16 protein-coding genes are annotated in these 13,824 nt (G+C 72.9%); 10 read left to right on the forward strand and 6 right to left on the reverse strand.

The window, feature by feature from the left end:
• Positions 1-186 (reverse strand): ferredoxin (gene fdxA / locus VF289_RS03510; RefSeq protein WP_330881132.1); only part of this gene is annotated, 186 nt, incomplete at its 3' end.
• Positions 187-280: 94 nt separating this feature from the next.
• On the opposite strand from fdxA, the gene soxR reads away from it, so the two are divergent.
• The 6 genes from soxR to VF289_RS03540 all read left to right on the forward strand — a co-directional run bounded on the left by soxR (position 281) and on the right by VF289_RS03540 (position 5,095).
• Entirely contained in the window at positions 281-769 is a 489-nt protein-coding gene (gene soxR, locus VF289_RS03515; protein ID WP_330881134.1) for a redox-sensitive transcriptional activator SoxR, read from the forward strand.
• Positions 770-864: 95 nt separating this feature from the next.
• The gene (locus VF289_RS03520; RefSeq protein WP_330881136.1) at positions 865-1,494 is read left to right on the forward strand and encodes a superoxide dismutase; all 630 of its coding nucleotides are present in this window, start codon (positions 865-867) and stop codon (positions 1,492-1,494) included.
• Positions 1,495-1,606: 112 nt separating this feature from the next.
• The gene (locus tag VF289_RS03525) at positions 1,607-2,545 is read left to right on the forward strand and encodes a sigma-70 family RNA polymerase sigma factor (RefSeq protein WP_330881193.1); all 939 of its coding nucleotides are present in this window, start codon (positions 1,607-1,609) and stop codon (positions 2,543-2,545) included.
• A gap of 82 nt (positions 2,546-2,627) precedes the next feature.
• Positions 2,628-3,785 (forward strand): NAD(P)/FAD-dependent oxidoreductase, encoded by a 1,158-nt coding sequence (locus tag VF289_RS03530; protein ID WP_330881138.1) that lies wholly within the window; start codon positions 2,628-2,630, stop codon positions 3,783-3,785.
• Between the two features lie 54 nt (positions 3,786-3,839).
• On the forward strand, positions 3,840-4,214 hold the full coding sequence (locus tag VF289_RS03535) for a metalloregulator ArsR/SmtB family transcription factor (RefSeq protein WP_330881140.1): 375 nt from the start codon (positions 3,840-3,842) through the stop codon (positions 4,212-4,214).
• A complete protein-coding gene (locus VF289_RS03540) occupies positions 4,211-5,095 on the forward strand; it encodes an SRPBCC family protein (protein WP_330881142.1) in 885 nt (294 codons plus the stop codon). The genes VF289_RS03535 and VF289_RS03540 overlap by 4 nt, the downstream gene beginning before the upstream one ends.
• A gap of 112 nt (positions 5,096-5,207) precedes the next feature.
• Here the strand turns inward: VF289_RS03540 and VF289_RS03545 are convergent, their stop codons facing one another.
• Positions 5,208-6,005 carry an ABC transporter ATP-binding protein gene (locus VF289_RS03545; RefSeq protein ID WP_330881143.1) on the reverse strand — a complete coding sequence of 266 codons (798 nt, stop codon included), beginning with the start codon at positions 6,003-6,005 and terminating at the stop codon, positions 5,208-5,210.
• Positions 6,006-6,010: 5 nt separating this feature from the next.
• Positions 6,011-7,114 carry an ABC transporter permease gene (locus VF289_RS03550; RefSeq protein ID WP_330881145.1) on the reverse strand — a complete coding sequence of 368 codons (1,104 nt, stop codon included), beginning with the start codon at positions 7,112-7,114 and terminating at the stop codon, positions 6,011-6,013.
• A gap of 132 nt (positions 7,115-7,246) precedes the next feature.
• On the opposite strand from VF289_RS03550, the gene VF289_RS03555 reads away from it, so the two are divergent.
• Positions 7,247-8,635, forward strand: coding sequence for a sensor histidine kinase (locus VF289_RS03555; protein WP_330881147.1), 1,389 nt, complete (start codon positions 7,247-7,249; stop codon positions 8,633-8,635).
• Positions 8,632-9,273, forward strand: coding sequence for a response regulator transcription factor (locus VF289_RS03560; protein WP_330881149.1), 642 nt, complete (start codon positions 8,632-8,634; stop codon positions 9,271-9,273). Before VF289_RS03555 ends, VF289_RS03560 begins: the two co-directional genes overlap by 4 nt.
• Positions 9,274-9,284: 11 nt before the next feature.
• Here the strand turns inward: VF289_RS03560 and VF289_RS03565 are convergent, their stop codons facing one another.
• Entirely contained in the window at positions 9,285-9,833 is a 549-nt protein-coding gene (locus VF289_RS03565; protein ID WP_422652975.1) for an AMIN-like domain-containing (lipo)protein, read from the reverse strand.
• A 246-nt stretch (positions 9,834-10,079) separates the two neighbouring features.
• On the opposite strand from VF289_RS03565, the gene VF289_RS03570 reads away from it, so the two are divergent.
• Positions 10,080-10,574: a flavodoxin domain-containing protein gene (locus VF289_RS03570; protein ID WP_330881153.1), complete on the forward strand. Its 495-nt coding sequence runs from the start codon at positions 10,080-10,082 to the stop codon at positions 10,572-10,574.
• A 55-nt stretch (positions 10,575-10,629) separates the two neighbouring features.
• Here the strand turns inward: VF289_RS03570 and pdxT are convergent, their stop codons facing one another.
• Positions 10,630-11,220, reverse strand: a complete 591-nt coding sequence (gene pdxT / locus VF289_RS03575; RefSeq protein WP_330881155.1) for a pyridoxal 5'-phosphate synthase glutaminase subunit PdxT — start codon at positions 11,218-11,220, stop codon at positions 10,630-10,632.
• An 82-nt stretch (positions 11,221-11,302) separates the two neighbouring features.
• Positions 11,303-12,223: a pyridoxal 5'-phosphate synthase lyase subunit PdxS gene (gene pdxS, locus VF289_RS03580; protein ID WP_330881156.1), complete on the reverse strand. Its 921-nt coding sequence runs from the start codon at positions 12,221-12,223 to the stop codon at positions 11,303-11,305.
• Between the two features lie 255 nt (positions 12,224-12,478).
• Between pdxS and VF289_RS03585 the strand changes: the two genes are divergently transcribed.
• Positions 12,479-13,810 carry an aminotransferase class I/II-fold pyridoxal phosphate-dependent enzyme gene (locus VF289_RS03585; protein ID WP_330881157.1) on the forward strand — a complete coding sequence of 444 codons (1,332 nt, stop codon included), beginning with the start codon at positions 12,479-12,481 and terminating at the stop codon, positions 13,808-13,810.
• The last annotated feature ends 14 nt before the right edge of the window (positions 13,811-13,824 follow it).

A 13,824-nucleotide genomic window follows, 5' to 3' on the forward strand; every position in this document is an offset into this window, starting at 1 on the left:
CGGGGTGTCGTCCTCGTAGAAGATCGCCTCGACGGGGCAGACGGGCTCGCAGGCCCCGCAGTCCACGCACTCGTCGGGCTGGATGTAGAGCATCCGGCTGCCCTCGTAGATGCAGTCCACCGGGCACTCGTCGACGCAGGCGCGGTCCTTCACGTCCACGCACGGCAGCGCGATCACGTAGGTCATGGGGCAGTTCCCTCCTGTCCTTCCTGGGACGACTGACTGGAGCGTAAGATCTCAAGTGCACTTGAGGTCAAGGCATGACCCGGAAGGGGGCGGCGTGAACCCTGCACATGAACCCGATGAGCTGCTGACGATCGGGGAGATGAGCCGGCGCACCGGGGTCGCCGCCTCGGCGCTGCGCTACTACGAGGACCTGGGCCTGGTCGGCTCGGTGCGCACCGGCGGCAATCAGCGCCGCTATCCCCGCCACATGCTGCGCCGGGTCTCGCTGATCTCTGTCGCCAAGCGCCTGGGCATTCCTCTCGCCGATGTCAGGGAGGCGTTCGGCGAGGTCCCGATGGATTCCACGCCCTCGCACGCCGACTGGCAACGGGCCTCACGCCGATGGAAGAAGCGGCTCGAGGAGCATCGCCGGGCGATCGAGCGGCTCGAGCACGAGCTCACGGGCTGCATCGGCTGCGGCTGCCTCTCCCTCAAGGCGTGCGCGCTGCTGAACCCCGGTGACGCCCTGGCGGCCACCGGCGCCGGGCCGCGCCGGCTCGAGGACGTGGTGGAGGGTGAGGATTCCGCTGGTGACGAACTGTGACGACCCCCGTTGACCTCAAGGGCGCTTGAAGTCCTAGGGTCGAGATATCCGTCCGCGGTCCCCGACCGGCGGGCATTCCGACGAAAGGATCGACCATGGCCGAGTACACCCTTCCCGATCTGGACTACGACTACGGGGCGCTGGATCCCTCGATCTCGGGGAAGATCATGGAGCTGCACCACTCCAAGCACCACGCGACCTACGTCAAGGGCGCGAACACGGCGCTGGAGAAGCTGGCCGCGGCGCGCGAGGCGAATGATTTCGCGACGGTGAACCAGTTCTCGAAGGATCTGGCGTTCAACCTGGGTGGTCACACGAACCACTCGATCTTCTGGAAGAACCTCTCGCCCGAGGGTGGCGACAAGCCCACCGGTGAGCTGGCGCAGGCGATCGATGAGTTCTTCGGCTCCTTCGATGCGTTCCGTGCGCACTTCACGGCCGCGGCGCTGGGGCTCCAGGGCTCGGGCTGGGCGGTGCTCGCGTACGAGCCGCTCGGCGGGAACCTGGTGATCGAGCAGTTCTACGATCAGCAGAACGGTGTGCCGGTGGCGACGATCCCGCTGTTCCAGCTGGACATGTGGGAGCACGCGTTCTACCTGGACTACCAGAACGTGAAGGCGGATTACGTCAAGGCGATCTGGAACATCGTGAACTGGGCCGATGTCCAGGCCCGCTTCGAGAACGCGACCAGCAGCGCCTCCGGCCTGGTCATCCCCACGGCCTGAGTCATCCCGGCGTCGCGGATCCTTCACGGTCCGCGACCGGGTCGCAGCGGCCGGTCCCTCGTGAGGGGGACCGGCCGCTGCGCTGTCCCGCACTAGTCTCGACCCCGTGACGATGTCGGCGAAGGATCTCCAGGTCTTCGAGAACGCCCGTCCGCGCCTCGGCGCGCTCGCCTATCGCCTGCTGGGCACCGCAGCCGAGGCGGAGGACGCCGTCCAGGAGGCCTACCTGCGCTGGGACGCCGCGGAACGTCCCGTCATCGAGAACCCGCCGGCCTGGCTCACCCGTGTCCTCACCAACCTGTGCCTGACTCAGCTGGACTCCGCCCGCGCCCGTCGGGAGGCCTCGGTGGGGCAGTGGCTGCCCGAGCCCCTGCTCGACGGCGACCCTCTGCTCGGGCCTGCCGAGACCGTCGCGCAGCGTGACGCCGTCTCCTTCGCGATGCTTGGCCTGCTCGAGATCCTGCCCCCGCGCGAACGGGCCGTCTTCGTGCTCCGGGAGGCCTTCTCCCACTCCCACGCCGAGATCGCCGAGATCCTCGGCACCAGCGAATCCGGCAGCCAGCAGGCGCTCGCGAGGGCAAGACGGCATCTGAGCGAAGGGCGACGCCGACGGGCCGTCGACCCCGTGACCTCCCAGGCCGTGGCCCGGGCGTTCCTCGACGCCGCCGTCGGCGGGGACATCGAGCGCCTGCTCGCCGTGCTCGCCGAGGATGCGACCTCCCGGGCCGACGGCGGCGGCACCTTCCCCGCCGCGCGCCGCCCCCTCCGCGGCGGCCAGGCCGTCGCCACCTATCTGCGCGGCATCTTCCGGCGGACGCCGGCAATGTCGCGCCTCGTCGCAGGACCGGTCGAGATCCACGCGGCCGACGTGAATCGCGCCCCCGCCCTGCTGGTCGCGGAACGGGGGCGCCTGCTCGGCGTGATCACGCTCGAGCTCGAGGGCGAGCGCGTCCGCCACGTGCGCATCCAGCTCGACCCCGCGAAGCTCGCGCGGATCAGTGCGGACTGGGCCGAGCGCGGGACCTCGGAGCCGCTCGCACGACTGTGGTGACCACGCTCACGTCATGGATCGGGGGGCTGTGCGGTCGAAGAGGCATACCCCCGCTCGCCACCACCCTCCGCAGGAGATGCTCATGACGCACCGCATCCTCGTCCTCGGCGCCGGCTACGCCGGAGCCGTCGCCACCGGCACCCTCGCCCGCCGCCTCCGGCCCGACGACACCGAGATCACCCTGGTCAACGCCGTGCCCGACTTCGTCGAACGCGTGCGGATGCACGAGCTCGCCGTCGGCCGCATCCTGCGCCACCGTCCGCTCGCGAGGATGTTCGACCGCACGCCCGTGCGCGTGGTCATCGACCGCGTCACCGGGATCGACGTGACCGCCAAGCAGGTCGCGCTCGCAGGAGGCGAGCTGCTGAGCTACGAGGAACTCGTGCTCGCCCTGGGCAGCGGCCCGGCGCCGCCGGCCGCCGAGATCACGGGGGACACGGTCCGCTCCGTCGGGAACCGGGACGAGGCCCTGCGACTGCGCAGCGACCTCGCCGCCCTGCCCCCCGGGCGCCGGGTGAGCGTCGTCGGCGCGGGGCTCACCGGACTCGAGGCCGTCACCGAGATCGCCGAATCCCGCCCGGACCTCGCGCTGAGCCTCCATGCCGGCGGCCGCATCGGCACCGGACTCTCCTCGCGCGGCCGGCGACACCTGCACGGGGTGGTCGGCCGGCTCGGCATCGAGGTGCGCGAGGGCGAACGGATCGAAGGCGTGGACGGGGAGAGCGTGCGCACCGCCGACGGTGCCGGTCATGCGGCCGACCTGGTGGTGTGGACGGGAGGGTTCGTCCCCAGCCCGCTCGTCGCGGCCAGCGGGATCGAGACCCATGCGGAGGGCCGCGCGCTCGTGGACCGCTCCCTGCGGTCCCGCTCCCACCCCGAGGTCCTCGCGGTGGGGGATGCGGCCTGGGCCCGTGGCCCGGGGGGCGCGCCCCTGAGGATGTCCTGCGCCTCCGGGATCCCGATGGGCTGGCAGGCGGCGGAGACCCTGGTCGCCGAGCTCCACGGCCGCAGCGCGCCGACGGTGCCGATCGGCTATGTCACGCAGTGCCTGAGCCTCGGGCGACGCGACGGGGTGATCCAGCCCGTCCACCCCGACGACACCGCGCGACGGGTCGCGCTGACCGGCCGGACCGCCGCCTTCACGAAGGAGCGGGTGTGCAGAGGGGCGGCATGGTCGGCCGGGCACCCCACCCTGGGCCTTCCCCTGCCGGCGAGGGCGGTCGCGGGCCGGGCGGGCTGACCCGTTCCGGTATATGCCTTGACGGGCATATGCCGGGACGAGTAGACATGGGCCATGCCCCCTGACGCTCCGGCCTCAGCACCCCCCGCCGCCCCGACCCCCGCACCCACCCTCGTGCACACCGCGCTCTCCCTGCCCCTGCGCCGGGAGATCCTCGCGGTGCTGCGCGGCGGGCCCGCGACCGTCGGCGAGATCATCGAGCGCACCGGCGCTGCCCAGGCGAGCACCTCCAAGCAGCTGCGCGTTCTGCGGGATGCAGGATTCGTGCAGGTCACGGTCGATGCGCAGCGTCGCTGGTACAGCCTGCGACCCGAACCCTTCGCCGAGCTCGCGGACTGGCTGGAGCCCTATCGCTGGCTGTGGGAGGACAGGCTCGACCGGCTCGGCGAGCGACTGGACCGGATGCAGGACGACGAGGAGACACGATGACCACGACCGAACCCCAGCTCCGCCGCGGCGGCCCCCGCCCGGAGGTCATCGTCCAGCGACTCTTTCCGCACCCGCTCGACCGGGTCTGGCGCGCGGTGACCGAGGCCGAGCATCTCGCGGCCTGGTTCCCCGGCGCCCCCGAGGTCGACCTGCGCGTCGGCGGCCGGGTGCGCTTCCACGAGTTCGCCGGCGATCCCGCCGAGTTCGGGGAGGTGCTGGACTGCGAGCCGCCGCGCCTGCTGCGCTTCACCTGGGACACCGACATCGTCACCCTCGAGCTCTCCGCACAGGACGACGGCACCCTCCTGGTGCTCACCAACGCGCTCGAGGACGCCCCGGCCGCCGCGAGCGTCGCCACCGGCTGGGAGGCCTGCCTCGGGATCCTCGCGGACCTCGTCGACGGCCGGACCCCCGCGGAGCCGGATCCGCGCTACGCCCGCCACGAGGAGCTCGCCCGCTCCTTCGAACTCGGCCGGCCCGAGGTCGAGGAGACCTCCGAGGGCTGGTCAGGGCGCTTCGAGCGTCAGCTGGTGTGCGAGCCGGAGGTCGCCTGGGAGCTATTCCTCGGCGGCGCCGCCGAGCCCGAGGTCACCCATCCCGTGCCGATGGTGGGGCAGGAGCTGCGCGCGCCCCGTGCCCCCGAGGTCGTGCTCGGCACGGTCACCGAGGTCCAGGCACCCCGGGTGATCGCCGTCGACACCGCAGCCGGGGAGCCCGGTGACCACGTCCGGTGCGAGCTCGTCGAGGGCACCGGGCACGGCGCCAGAATGGTCCTGACCGTGCGCGGCTCCGACCCGGCCGAGCGGGACGCCGCGCTCGAGCAGTGGGGCCTCGGGGCCATCGAGGCGATCGCCGCGGCGGCACTGCAGCACGTCTCCTGACGGCCGGCGCCGGATCACGACTCGCATGCCGGGATCGCGCACCGAACGCACGCACCGAACGCACGCGCTGACCGCACGCACCGAACGCACGCACTGAACGTACGCACGCGAGTCAGGCCGTCGGTCCCAGCACCCGGCCGTCGCGCAGCGCGATCACGCGGTCCGCGTCCTCGGCGAACTCCTCGTCGTGGGTGACCATCACGGTCGCGACCGACAGCTCGCGGGTGATCCCCACCAGCAGGTCCACCACCGCACGGGAGCGCTCGTGGTCCAGGGCGCTGGTGGGCTCGTCCACCAGCAGCAGCGCCGGCTCGGTGAACAGAGCACGGGCGATGTTGACCCGCTGGCGCTGACCGCCGGAGAGCTCGTGGGGCCGACGCTCGGCGTAAGCGCCCATCCCCACGCGTTCGAGCAGGCGATCTGCCCGTGCCCTCTCGGCGCGCAGACGCCTGCCGCGCACTCCGGCGAGGTGCCTCGTGACCAGCAGCTGGTCGCGCACCGTCAGTGCGGGCAGAAGGTTGGGCTGCTGGAAGACGACGCTGATCTGATCGCGGCGCCGCTCGGTGCGGCCCTTCTCGTCGAGCGCCGTGATGTCGGTGCCCTCGATCAGCACCCGGCCCGAGTCCGGGACCACCAGGCCCGCGGCGACGCTGAGCAGGGTGGACTTGCCCGAGCCGGAGGGCCCGAGGATGACGGCGAACTCGCCGCGGTCCACGTCCAGGTGCGCCTCGTGCAGCACCGTGGTGGTGCGCGGGGTGCCGTCGGGGTGGCGACCGTCGGGATAGGAGACGCTCACGCCCTGCACCGAGAGCGCGGGGTGCACGGTGCGGGCGGCAGCGGCAGACGAGTCGGCTGTGGTGACTGCCCCGGTGATGTCGGCGTGGGTGTCGGGGGTGGATGCAGTGGTCATGGAGATCAGTTCCCTCCCAGGGCGAGCAGCGGATCGACGCGGGTGACGCGGCGGGTGGCGAGGACGGAGCCCAGCAGGCCGATCACCAGCACCCCGGCGACGGGCAGCAGGACGGTGACGCCAGAGGCCTCGAAGGGGGCGACAGTGCTGAGCGCTGCGCCGCCGGCCCCGCCGATCACCCCACCGACGGCGGCGCCGACGGCCAGCAGGATCGCGGCCTGCCCCACGGTGTCCCGCAGCACGTAGCGGGCGGTCGCGCCGAGGGCCCGCAGCACCGCGATGTCACGGGTGCGCTGGATGGTCCACACCGAGAGGAACGCGATCGTGACCAGCGCGGAGATGCCGTAGAGGAAGCCCTGGATGAGGGTCAGCGAGCCGTTCTCCGAGGAGTAGGAGGGCAGTGCCTGCAGCGACTCGGAGACGCTCACGGCCCGGGTGCCGGAGTCCGCGGCGGCGGCCTCGAGGGCGGCGGGATCCGCGGCCTCGCCGGCGGCGCCTCGCACCAGCAGTGCGGAGCCGGCGGTGTCCTCGGCCTGGTGGGCGAGTGCGCGGAAGGTGTCCACGTGCACGTAGCCGACCGGGGAGTGGGAGTACCACTGGGTGGGGACGGTGCCGGTGACCGTGAGCTCCTGGCCGTTGACGGTGACGGTGTCCCCGGGGGCGACCCCGAGATCGGCGGCGATGTCCTCGGGCAGCAGGGCCTCACCCTCGGCGGGGTCGACCGGCAGCGACGCGGCGACCTCTCCACCGGGAGCGATCCCGAACAGGGCCAGGCTGGTCACCGCCGCGTCGGCGGCGTCGGCCGGGGCGGTCTCGATGCGCATCTGGCCGACGGACAGCGGTTCGGAGTCGAGCCCTGTCTCCGCCTGCCAGATGCCTGCCTGGTCCGTGGAGACCTGGGAGTCGGTCCAGGAGATCTCGTCCCCCAGCGTGGGGGTGAGCACGACGGCGTCGGCCGGGAGCTCCTCGATGGCGGAGATGTTCTGGTGGGCGAGGCCCCGGGTGAGGCCGGTGAGCAGCACCAGCAGCAGGGTGAGCAGGGCGATCACCCCGATCATCAGGGTGAAACGACCCTTGGCGTGGACGATGTCTTTCAGTGCGACGAACATGCCTCCATGTCATCGCGGATCGCCGCAGGCCACATCGGCCTCGAGGGACGGCCCTGCGCACCGGAAGGACGGCCGCGCGCTCGACCTTTCGGACGATGCCGTCGGGCGATCCGATCCCTCTACAGTGACGGGGTGGATCCCGACCCTGCCCCCGCCTCGGCCGAGGCCCGAGCACCCGCCGACGCCCCGCTCGAGGCCCGTGCGCCGGACGCCGCCCTGGCCGAGGTGCGAGTGCTGGCCACCGCCCCGGCCCCGACGGGCGGCGACACCGCCTCCGCCCTCGCCACCACCCTGCGCGGGGCGATGCACGTGGCCTTCGTGATCCTGCCGAGCGTCGGCGCACTGCGGGCGATCACCGCTGAGGGCGTCCCGGCGGCGCTCGCGATCCTCATCGCGGTCGCGATCGCCGCGATCTACCTGCTCGGCTCCTGGCGCGCACTGTCCCGCGGCGAGGCCGGCCGGGCCGCCGACACCGACCTGCTGCTGCCCTCGCGCGCATGGGTGCTGACCCTCTCCGGCGTGTGGATGGCCAGCACCTTCGTCTCCGCGTCCTTCGTGTGGATCGCCTTCCCGCTGTTCTTCCTGGTGCTGTTCGCGCTCGGCCGGATCGCCGGACCGCTGGTGCTGAGCGCCGTCGCGCTGTGGGCGGTGATCTCCCCGGTGCTCGCCCGCGAGCAGTGGACGCTGGGGATCGGAGAGATCCTGGGCCCGCTGGTGGGGGCGGCTTTCTCGCTCATCGCCCACGCCGTCTACCGTCGGCTGCTGCAGGAGACCGACCGCAACCGGGAGCTGGTCGCCCGGCTGCGCGCCGCCCAGAGCGAGCTGGCCGATTCGGAGCGGCGCAAGGGCATCGCCGAGGAGCGCCAGCGGCTGGCCCAGGACATCCACGACACCCTCGCCCAGGGCCTGAACTCGATCGTGCTGCTCAGCCGGGGTGCGCGTGCCGCCCATCCGTCGGCCGCCCCGGAGTTCTCCCGCATCGAGGACGCCGCCCGCGAGAACCTCGCCGACGCCCGCCGCCTGGTGCGGGACCTCGCCGACCGCGCCCCCCGCACCACGCTCGAGCAGGCGCTGCGCACCGTGCTCTCCCGCGCCGAGGCGATCGGGGAGCGGCCCCGCTGGGAGCTGCGCATCGACGGCACCCCGCGCGAGCTCGATCCCGCCCAGGTCGAGACCCTCCACCGCGCCGCGCAGTCCCTGGTCGCGAACGTGCAGCGCCATGCCGAGGCGCAGCGCTGCGTGCTCACCCTGGCCTGGTGGCCGGGGCGCGTCAGCCTGGACGTGGTCGATGACGGCCGTGGCTTCGACCCCGCCGCCACCGGGCATCGGGCCGAGGCCGGGACCGAGGGCGGAGGCGAGGCAGAGAGCGGGGGCGGTGACGGGCTGCGCCTGCTGCGCGCCCGGATGGACCGGGCCGGCGGTACGGTGGCCATCGACTCCGCGCCGGGGGAGGGCACCACCGTCGGCCTCTCGCTGCCGACCCCCGCCGTTCCGCCGCACCCCGAGGAGACAGCCCGATGAGCATCCGCCTCATGATGGTCGACGACCACCCCGTGGTCCGGGCCGGGCTGCGCTCCCTGCTCGAGGCCGATGACGGGATCGAGGTGGTCGCCGAGGTCGGCTCCGGCGCCGAGGCCCTGCGTGTGCTCGACGAGCTCGCTGCCTCCCCCGCGGGCGCCCCGGACCTGGTGCTGATGGACCTGAACCTCGGTGACGGGATCGGCGGCATCGAGACCACCCGCACCCTGCGTGCCCGGCATCGCTCGGTGCAGGTGCTCGCGGTGACCACGTTCGACGCGGAGGCCGACATCGTCGGCGCCCTCGAGGCCGGCGCCACCGGCTACGTGCTCAAGGACTCCCCGACCGAGGCGCTGATCGCCGCGGTGGGAGAGGCTGCGGCGGGGCGCAGCATCCTCTCACCCGAGGTGCAGCAGCGCCTGGTCGCGCGGATGACCAACCCCGCCACGGCCCTCTCCCCGCGGGAGACGGAGATCCTCGAGGCGCTCGCGACCGGCGCCACCAATCGCGAGGTCGCCAAGGCGCTGTTCATCTCCGAGTCCACCGTGAAGACGCACCTGGTCCACCTCTACGAGAAGCTCGGGGTCGAGAGCCGCACCGCCGCGCTGCGGGTCGCGCGGGAGCGTCGGCTGATCCGCTGAGCCTCGCCCCCTCACCAGCGATGGGCGACGTCGACGACGAGCCGGGACCCGTCGCCGGGACCGTCCAGCACGAACGCCCGCAGGGGGAGCCGGGCGCGCACGCCGAGACCGATCAGGGTCTGCCCCTCGAAGCTGCCGGTGAAGGCGACCTGCCGGAAGGTGCGGTAGCCGTCCACGTCCACCGCCCGGGACGGGGTGCGCGGGGAGTAGGTCGCCCGGCCGCTGTCGTCATAGGCGCGGGCCTCGACGAGGATGGCCAGATCGGCGGCGCCGCTCAGCGGGACGCGGTGGCCGGAGCCGAGCTGCGAGACGCGGCTGACGTAGGTCACCGAGTAGCCGGAGACGTCCCCCTCGAGATCGATGACGAGCCGGTCGAAGCAGCTGTGCCGGCCGGAGCGGAGGTTCTCGACCTGGGCGGAGGTGACCGCTGTGGCGGAGGCGGGGAGCGACCCCCAGGTGATGCCGCAGTAGGGGGCGGCGGTGGCCGTGGTCGGGGCGACCAGCCCCAGCCCGAGCATCACCGCACAGGTGGCGAGGACGGACAGGACTCTCTTCGTCAGGGTGGACGTCTTCATGGCGGGCTCCTCGGGGAGACGGCCAGGGCCACGGCGGCCGGGGTCGTATGTCCAGAGTGTCCGCCTTTGTCGGGCTGGGTTCCAGTGACCGGTCGGTCATGACCACCGGATCGTGATCTTGCGCTGACCAGGCAGTTCGCAGGCATCAGTCCGAAATATGGAGTCTCGACGACGGGGAGGACCAGACGGCGGTCCCGCCGTCGACGGGCCCGCCCTGACAGGATGTGCCCCATGACCCTGCTCGTCGCCTATGCGACCCACTCCGGAGCCACCCGCACCCTCGCCGAGACCGTCGCCGCCTCGCTGCGCGCCGAAGGGTTCCAGGTGGAGCTCGCAGATATCGCGGACGGCCCCGATCCGGCGGGCCACGAGGCCGTGGTGCTCGGCTCCGGGGTGCGCGTCGAGGCGATCGAGAAGAGCGCCGCGCGCTGGGCCGCGGCCCATGAGGAGGCGCTGGCGGCGATGCCCTTCGCCTTCTTCTCCTGCTCCGGCTCCGCCTCCGATCCCGCCACGGGCGGCAGGCAGAAGGCGACCGATGCCTTCCTGGGCCGGTTCCCCGTCACGCCGGTCGCTGTGCGGAACTTCCCGGGCTGGGTGCTGATGGACCGGATCCCCGTGCACGAGCGGGTGCTGCTGCGCTCGATGCGCACTCCCACCGGGGACTTCCGCGACCTGCCGGCCGTGGAGGCCTGGGGCCGGGAGATCGCCCCGCTGCTGCGGGGCTGAGCGGCGGCTCGCTTCCTGACGGAGGGGTCCGGCGCCCTCCATCCTTCGGCGACCCTCAGTCCTCGCGCGCCGTCTGCAGGAACAGCTCGTGGAAGCGCGTCTCCCCGGTGGACTCGGGGTGGAACGCGAGGCCGAGGAGGTGTCCCTGCCGCGCCGCGACCACCCGCCCGTCGGGCAGGGCCGCGACGACGCGCGCCCCAGGTCCGACCTCCTCGATGAGCGGCGCCCGGATGAACGCGGCGTGCACCGCCGGGCCCTGCAGTGACGGCACCGTCAGGTCTGCCTCGAAGGATTCGCCCTGGGATCCGAAGGCGTTGCGCCGCACCGTCACGTCGAGTCCGCCGAGGGTCTGCTGACCCGGGGTGCCGTCGAGGATCCGGTCCGCCAGCAGGATCAGGCCGGCGCAGGTGCCGAGCACCGGCAGGCCCGAGGCGATCGCCTCGCGCAGCGGCTCCTGCAGCCCGAAGCTCCGTGCGAGCCGGTCCATCACCCCGGACTCCCCGCCAGGCAGCACGAGCCCGTCGAGGCCGGCGATCTCCGTCGGCCGACGGACGAGCGAGACCTCAGCGCCCAGCGCCTCGAGCACCCGGGCGTGCTCGCGCACATCCCCCTGCAGCGAGAGCACCCCGATCGACGGGCCCGTCATGCTGATCCAGGGCTCGGAGCCAGGGCGCGGCAGCGCCGGGCAGCGGCGCCGGTCCCGCGGGCCAGGGGGATGCTCCCCGCCCTCACCAGCCGCGCTCGGCCAGGCGGTGCGGGGCGGGGAGATCGGCGACGTTGATGCCGACCATCGCCTCGCCGAGTCCGCGTGAGACCTCCGCGATCACGGAGGGGTCGTCGTAGAAGGTGGTCGCCTTGACGATCGCGGCGGCGCGCTCGGCGGGGTTGCCGGACTTGAAGATCCCGGAGCCGACGAAGACCCCGTCGGCCCCCAGCTGCATCATCATCGCGGCATCCGCCGGGGTGGCCACGCCGCCCGCGACGAACAGGACCACGGGGAGCTCGCCGGTCTCAGCGACCTCCTTGACCAGGGAGTACGGGGCCTGGAGATCCTTCGCGGCGAGGTAGAGCTCGTCCTCGCTCTTCGCCGCGAGCGCCCGGATCTCGGAGGAGATGGTGCGGATGTGCTTGGTGGCCTCGGAGACGTCGCCGGTGCCGGCCTCGCCCTTGGAGCGGATCATCGCCGCGCCCTCGGTGATGCGGCGCAGCGCCTCGCCGAGGTTCGTCGCCCCGCACACGAACGGCACGGTGAAGCGGTGCTTGTCGATGTGGTGGAGGTAGTCCGCGGGGGAGAGGACCTCGGACTCGTCGATGTAGTCCACGCCCAGCTGCTGCAGCACCTGCGCCTCGACGAAGTGGCCGATCCGTGCCTTGGCCATCACCGGGATCGAGACCGCCTCGATGATGCCGTCGATCATGTCCGGGTCGCTCATCCGGGAGACCCCTCCCTGCGCGCGGATGTCCGCGGGGACGCGTTCGAGGGCCATGACGGCGACAGCGCCGGCATCCTCGGCGATCTTCGCCTGCTCGGCGGTGACGACGTCCATGATGACGCCGCCCTTCATCATGTCCGCCAGGCCGCGCTTGACGGTGCCGGTGCCGGTGGTGCCGGGGGTGGATGTCGCGGTGGGGGTGTCGGTGCTGTTCATCAGGGTGTCCTCGTCGCTCTCGCGGCGCGGGCCGACGGCGTCCGGCTCGTCGACCCTCCCTGCACCACATTGACCTAGGCCAAAACTTAGCACGGTGCGCGGCGCACGGCGAGAGGGGTCCGCAGAGCGACCGCACAGCGTCCGCACACCGGCCGCGCTTCTGTCGCACGCGTCCGCGAGGCGCGGGCCGTGCTCGGCCGCACAGCGATCGCGGGGCAGGGGGCGCGCCCCGGAGGTTCGACCTAGACTCGAGCGGTGAGCAGCGACGGCCTGGGGATCAGCGGAGCGACCGCCGCGGAGATCGCCGACAGCGTGCGGACCCTCGTGGACCGCGGCGACCTCGCGCCCGGCGACGGGCTGCCCCCGGTGCGCACCCTCGCCGAGCAGCTCGGCGTCAACCGCAACACCGCCGTGGCCGCCTACCGCACCCTCGCCCGCTCCGGCGTGGTCATCTCCCTGGGCCGCAGCGGGACCCGCGTCGCCCAGCGCGCCTCACCGGCCCAGGAGGGGTTCACCGCCGCGAGCTCGCTCCGCGACGTGGGCACCGGCAATCCCGATCCGCGCCTGATCCCGGACCTCGCCCCCGCGCTCGCCGCCGCAGGCGGACGCCCCGTGCTCTACGGCGAGCCCGTCATCGACCCCGGCCTCGAGCAGTGGGCACGGCGGTGGATGGAGCGCGACGCGCCCGGCGACCCTGCGGAGCTGCGACTGACCCTCACCAGCGGTGCTGTCGATGCGGTGGAGCGCCTGCTCACCCAGGCGCTCATGCGCGATGACGCGGTCGCCCTCGAGGACCCGTGCTTCCTGGCCAGCATCCAGATCGCCCGCCACGGCGGCTACCGCGCCGTGCCTGTCCCCGTCGACGCGGAGGGCATGACCGTCGCGGGGCTGCGCGCCGCGCTCGACCAGGGCGTGCGGGCCGTGGTCTGCACCCCGCGGGCCCAGAACCCCACCGGCGCCTCGCTCACCGCCGAACGCGCCGCCGCCCTGCGCGAGGTGCTCGCCGAGCACCCCTACGTGCTGGTCATCCAGGACGACTACTACTCCTTCCTCTCCCGGCGGCCCTTCCACTCGATCATCGGCCCCGGTCATCGCCGCTGGGCGCTGCTGCGCTCGGTCTCGAAGTTCGCGGGCCCCGACATGTGCCTCGCCGTCACCGCGACCGACCCCGAGACCGCCGGGCGGCTCGCCCAGCGGCTCAGCCCCGGCACCACCTGGGTGAGCCACCTGCTGCAGCGGATCACGCACACGGTGATGAGCGATCCCGAGGCGCTCGCCCTCATCGAACGGGCCGGGGAGCACTACGCCGCGCGGAACGCCGCCTTCGCGGACCGGCTCGCCACCGCAGGACTGCCGGTCACGGCCGGTGACGGGATGAGCCTCTGGGCGCCGGTGCCCGCCCCCGCCCCGGAGGTCGCCGAGCACCTCCGGCACCGAGGCTGGCAGGTGCGCACGGGCGACGAGTTCCGGCTCGACCCCGGCGCGGAACCCTCCCGCCACCTGCGGCTCACCGTGCACGACCTGGACGAGGAGTCTGTCGAGCGACTCGCCGCCGATCTCGTCGCGGCCGTCCGTGAGGCGGGCTGAGCAGGACTCCGCCT

It is taken from the genome of Brachybacterium sp., from assembly GCF_036379615.1.
In the GTDB taxonomy this organism is placed as follows: Bacteria; Actinomycetota; Actinomycetes; order Actinomycetales; family Dermabacteraceae; genus Brachybacterium.

Coding starts and splice junctions, on each gene's coding strand:
- VF289_RS03520 (WP_330881136.1), top strand. CDS start 865: ATGGCCGAGTACACCCTTCCCGATCTGGACTACGACTACGGGGCGCTG.
- VF289_RS03525 (WP_330881193.1), top strand. CDS start 1,607: ATGTCGGCGAAGGATCTCCAGGTCTTCGAGAACGCCCGTCCGCGCCTC.
- VF289_RS03530 (WP_330881138.1), top strand. CDS start 2,628: ATGACGCACCGCATCCTCGTCCTCGGCGCCGGCTACGCCGGAGCCGTC.
- VF289_RS03535 (WP_330881140.1), top strand. CDS start 3,840: ATGCCCCCTGACGCTCCGGCCTCAGCACCCCCCGCCGCCCCGACCCCC.
- VF289_RS03540 (WP_330881142.1), top strand. CDS start 4,211: ATGACCACGACCGAACCCCAGCTCCGCCGCGGCGGCCCCCGCCCGGAG.
- VF289_RS03545 (WP_330881143.1), bottom strand. CDS start 6,005: ATGACCACTGCATCCACCCCCGACACCCACGCCGACATCACCGGGGCA.
- VF289_RS03550 (WP_330881145.1), bottom strand. CDS start 7,114: ATGTTCGTCGCACTGAAAGACATCGTCCACGCCAAGGGTCGTTTCACC.
- VF289_RS03560 (WP_330881149.1), top strand. CDS start 8,632: ATGAGCATCCGCCTCATGATGGTCGACGACCACCCCGTGGTCCGGGCC.
- VF289_RS03570 (WP_330881153.1), top strand. CDS start 10,080: ATGACCCTGCTCGTCGCCTATGCGACCCACTCCGGAGCCACCCGCACC.
- pdxT (WP_330881155.1), bottom strand. CDS start 11,220: ATGACGGGCCCGTCGATCGGGGTGCTCTCGCTGCAGGGGGATGTGCGC.
- pdxS (WP_330881156.1), bottom strand. CDS start 12,223: ATGAACAGCACCGACACCCCCACCGCGACATCCACCCCCGGCACCACC.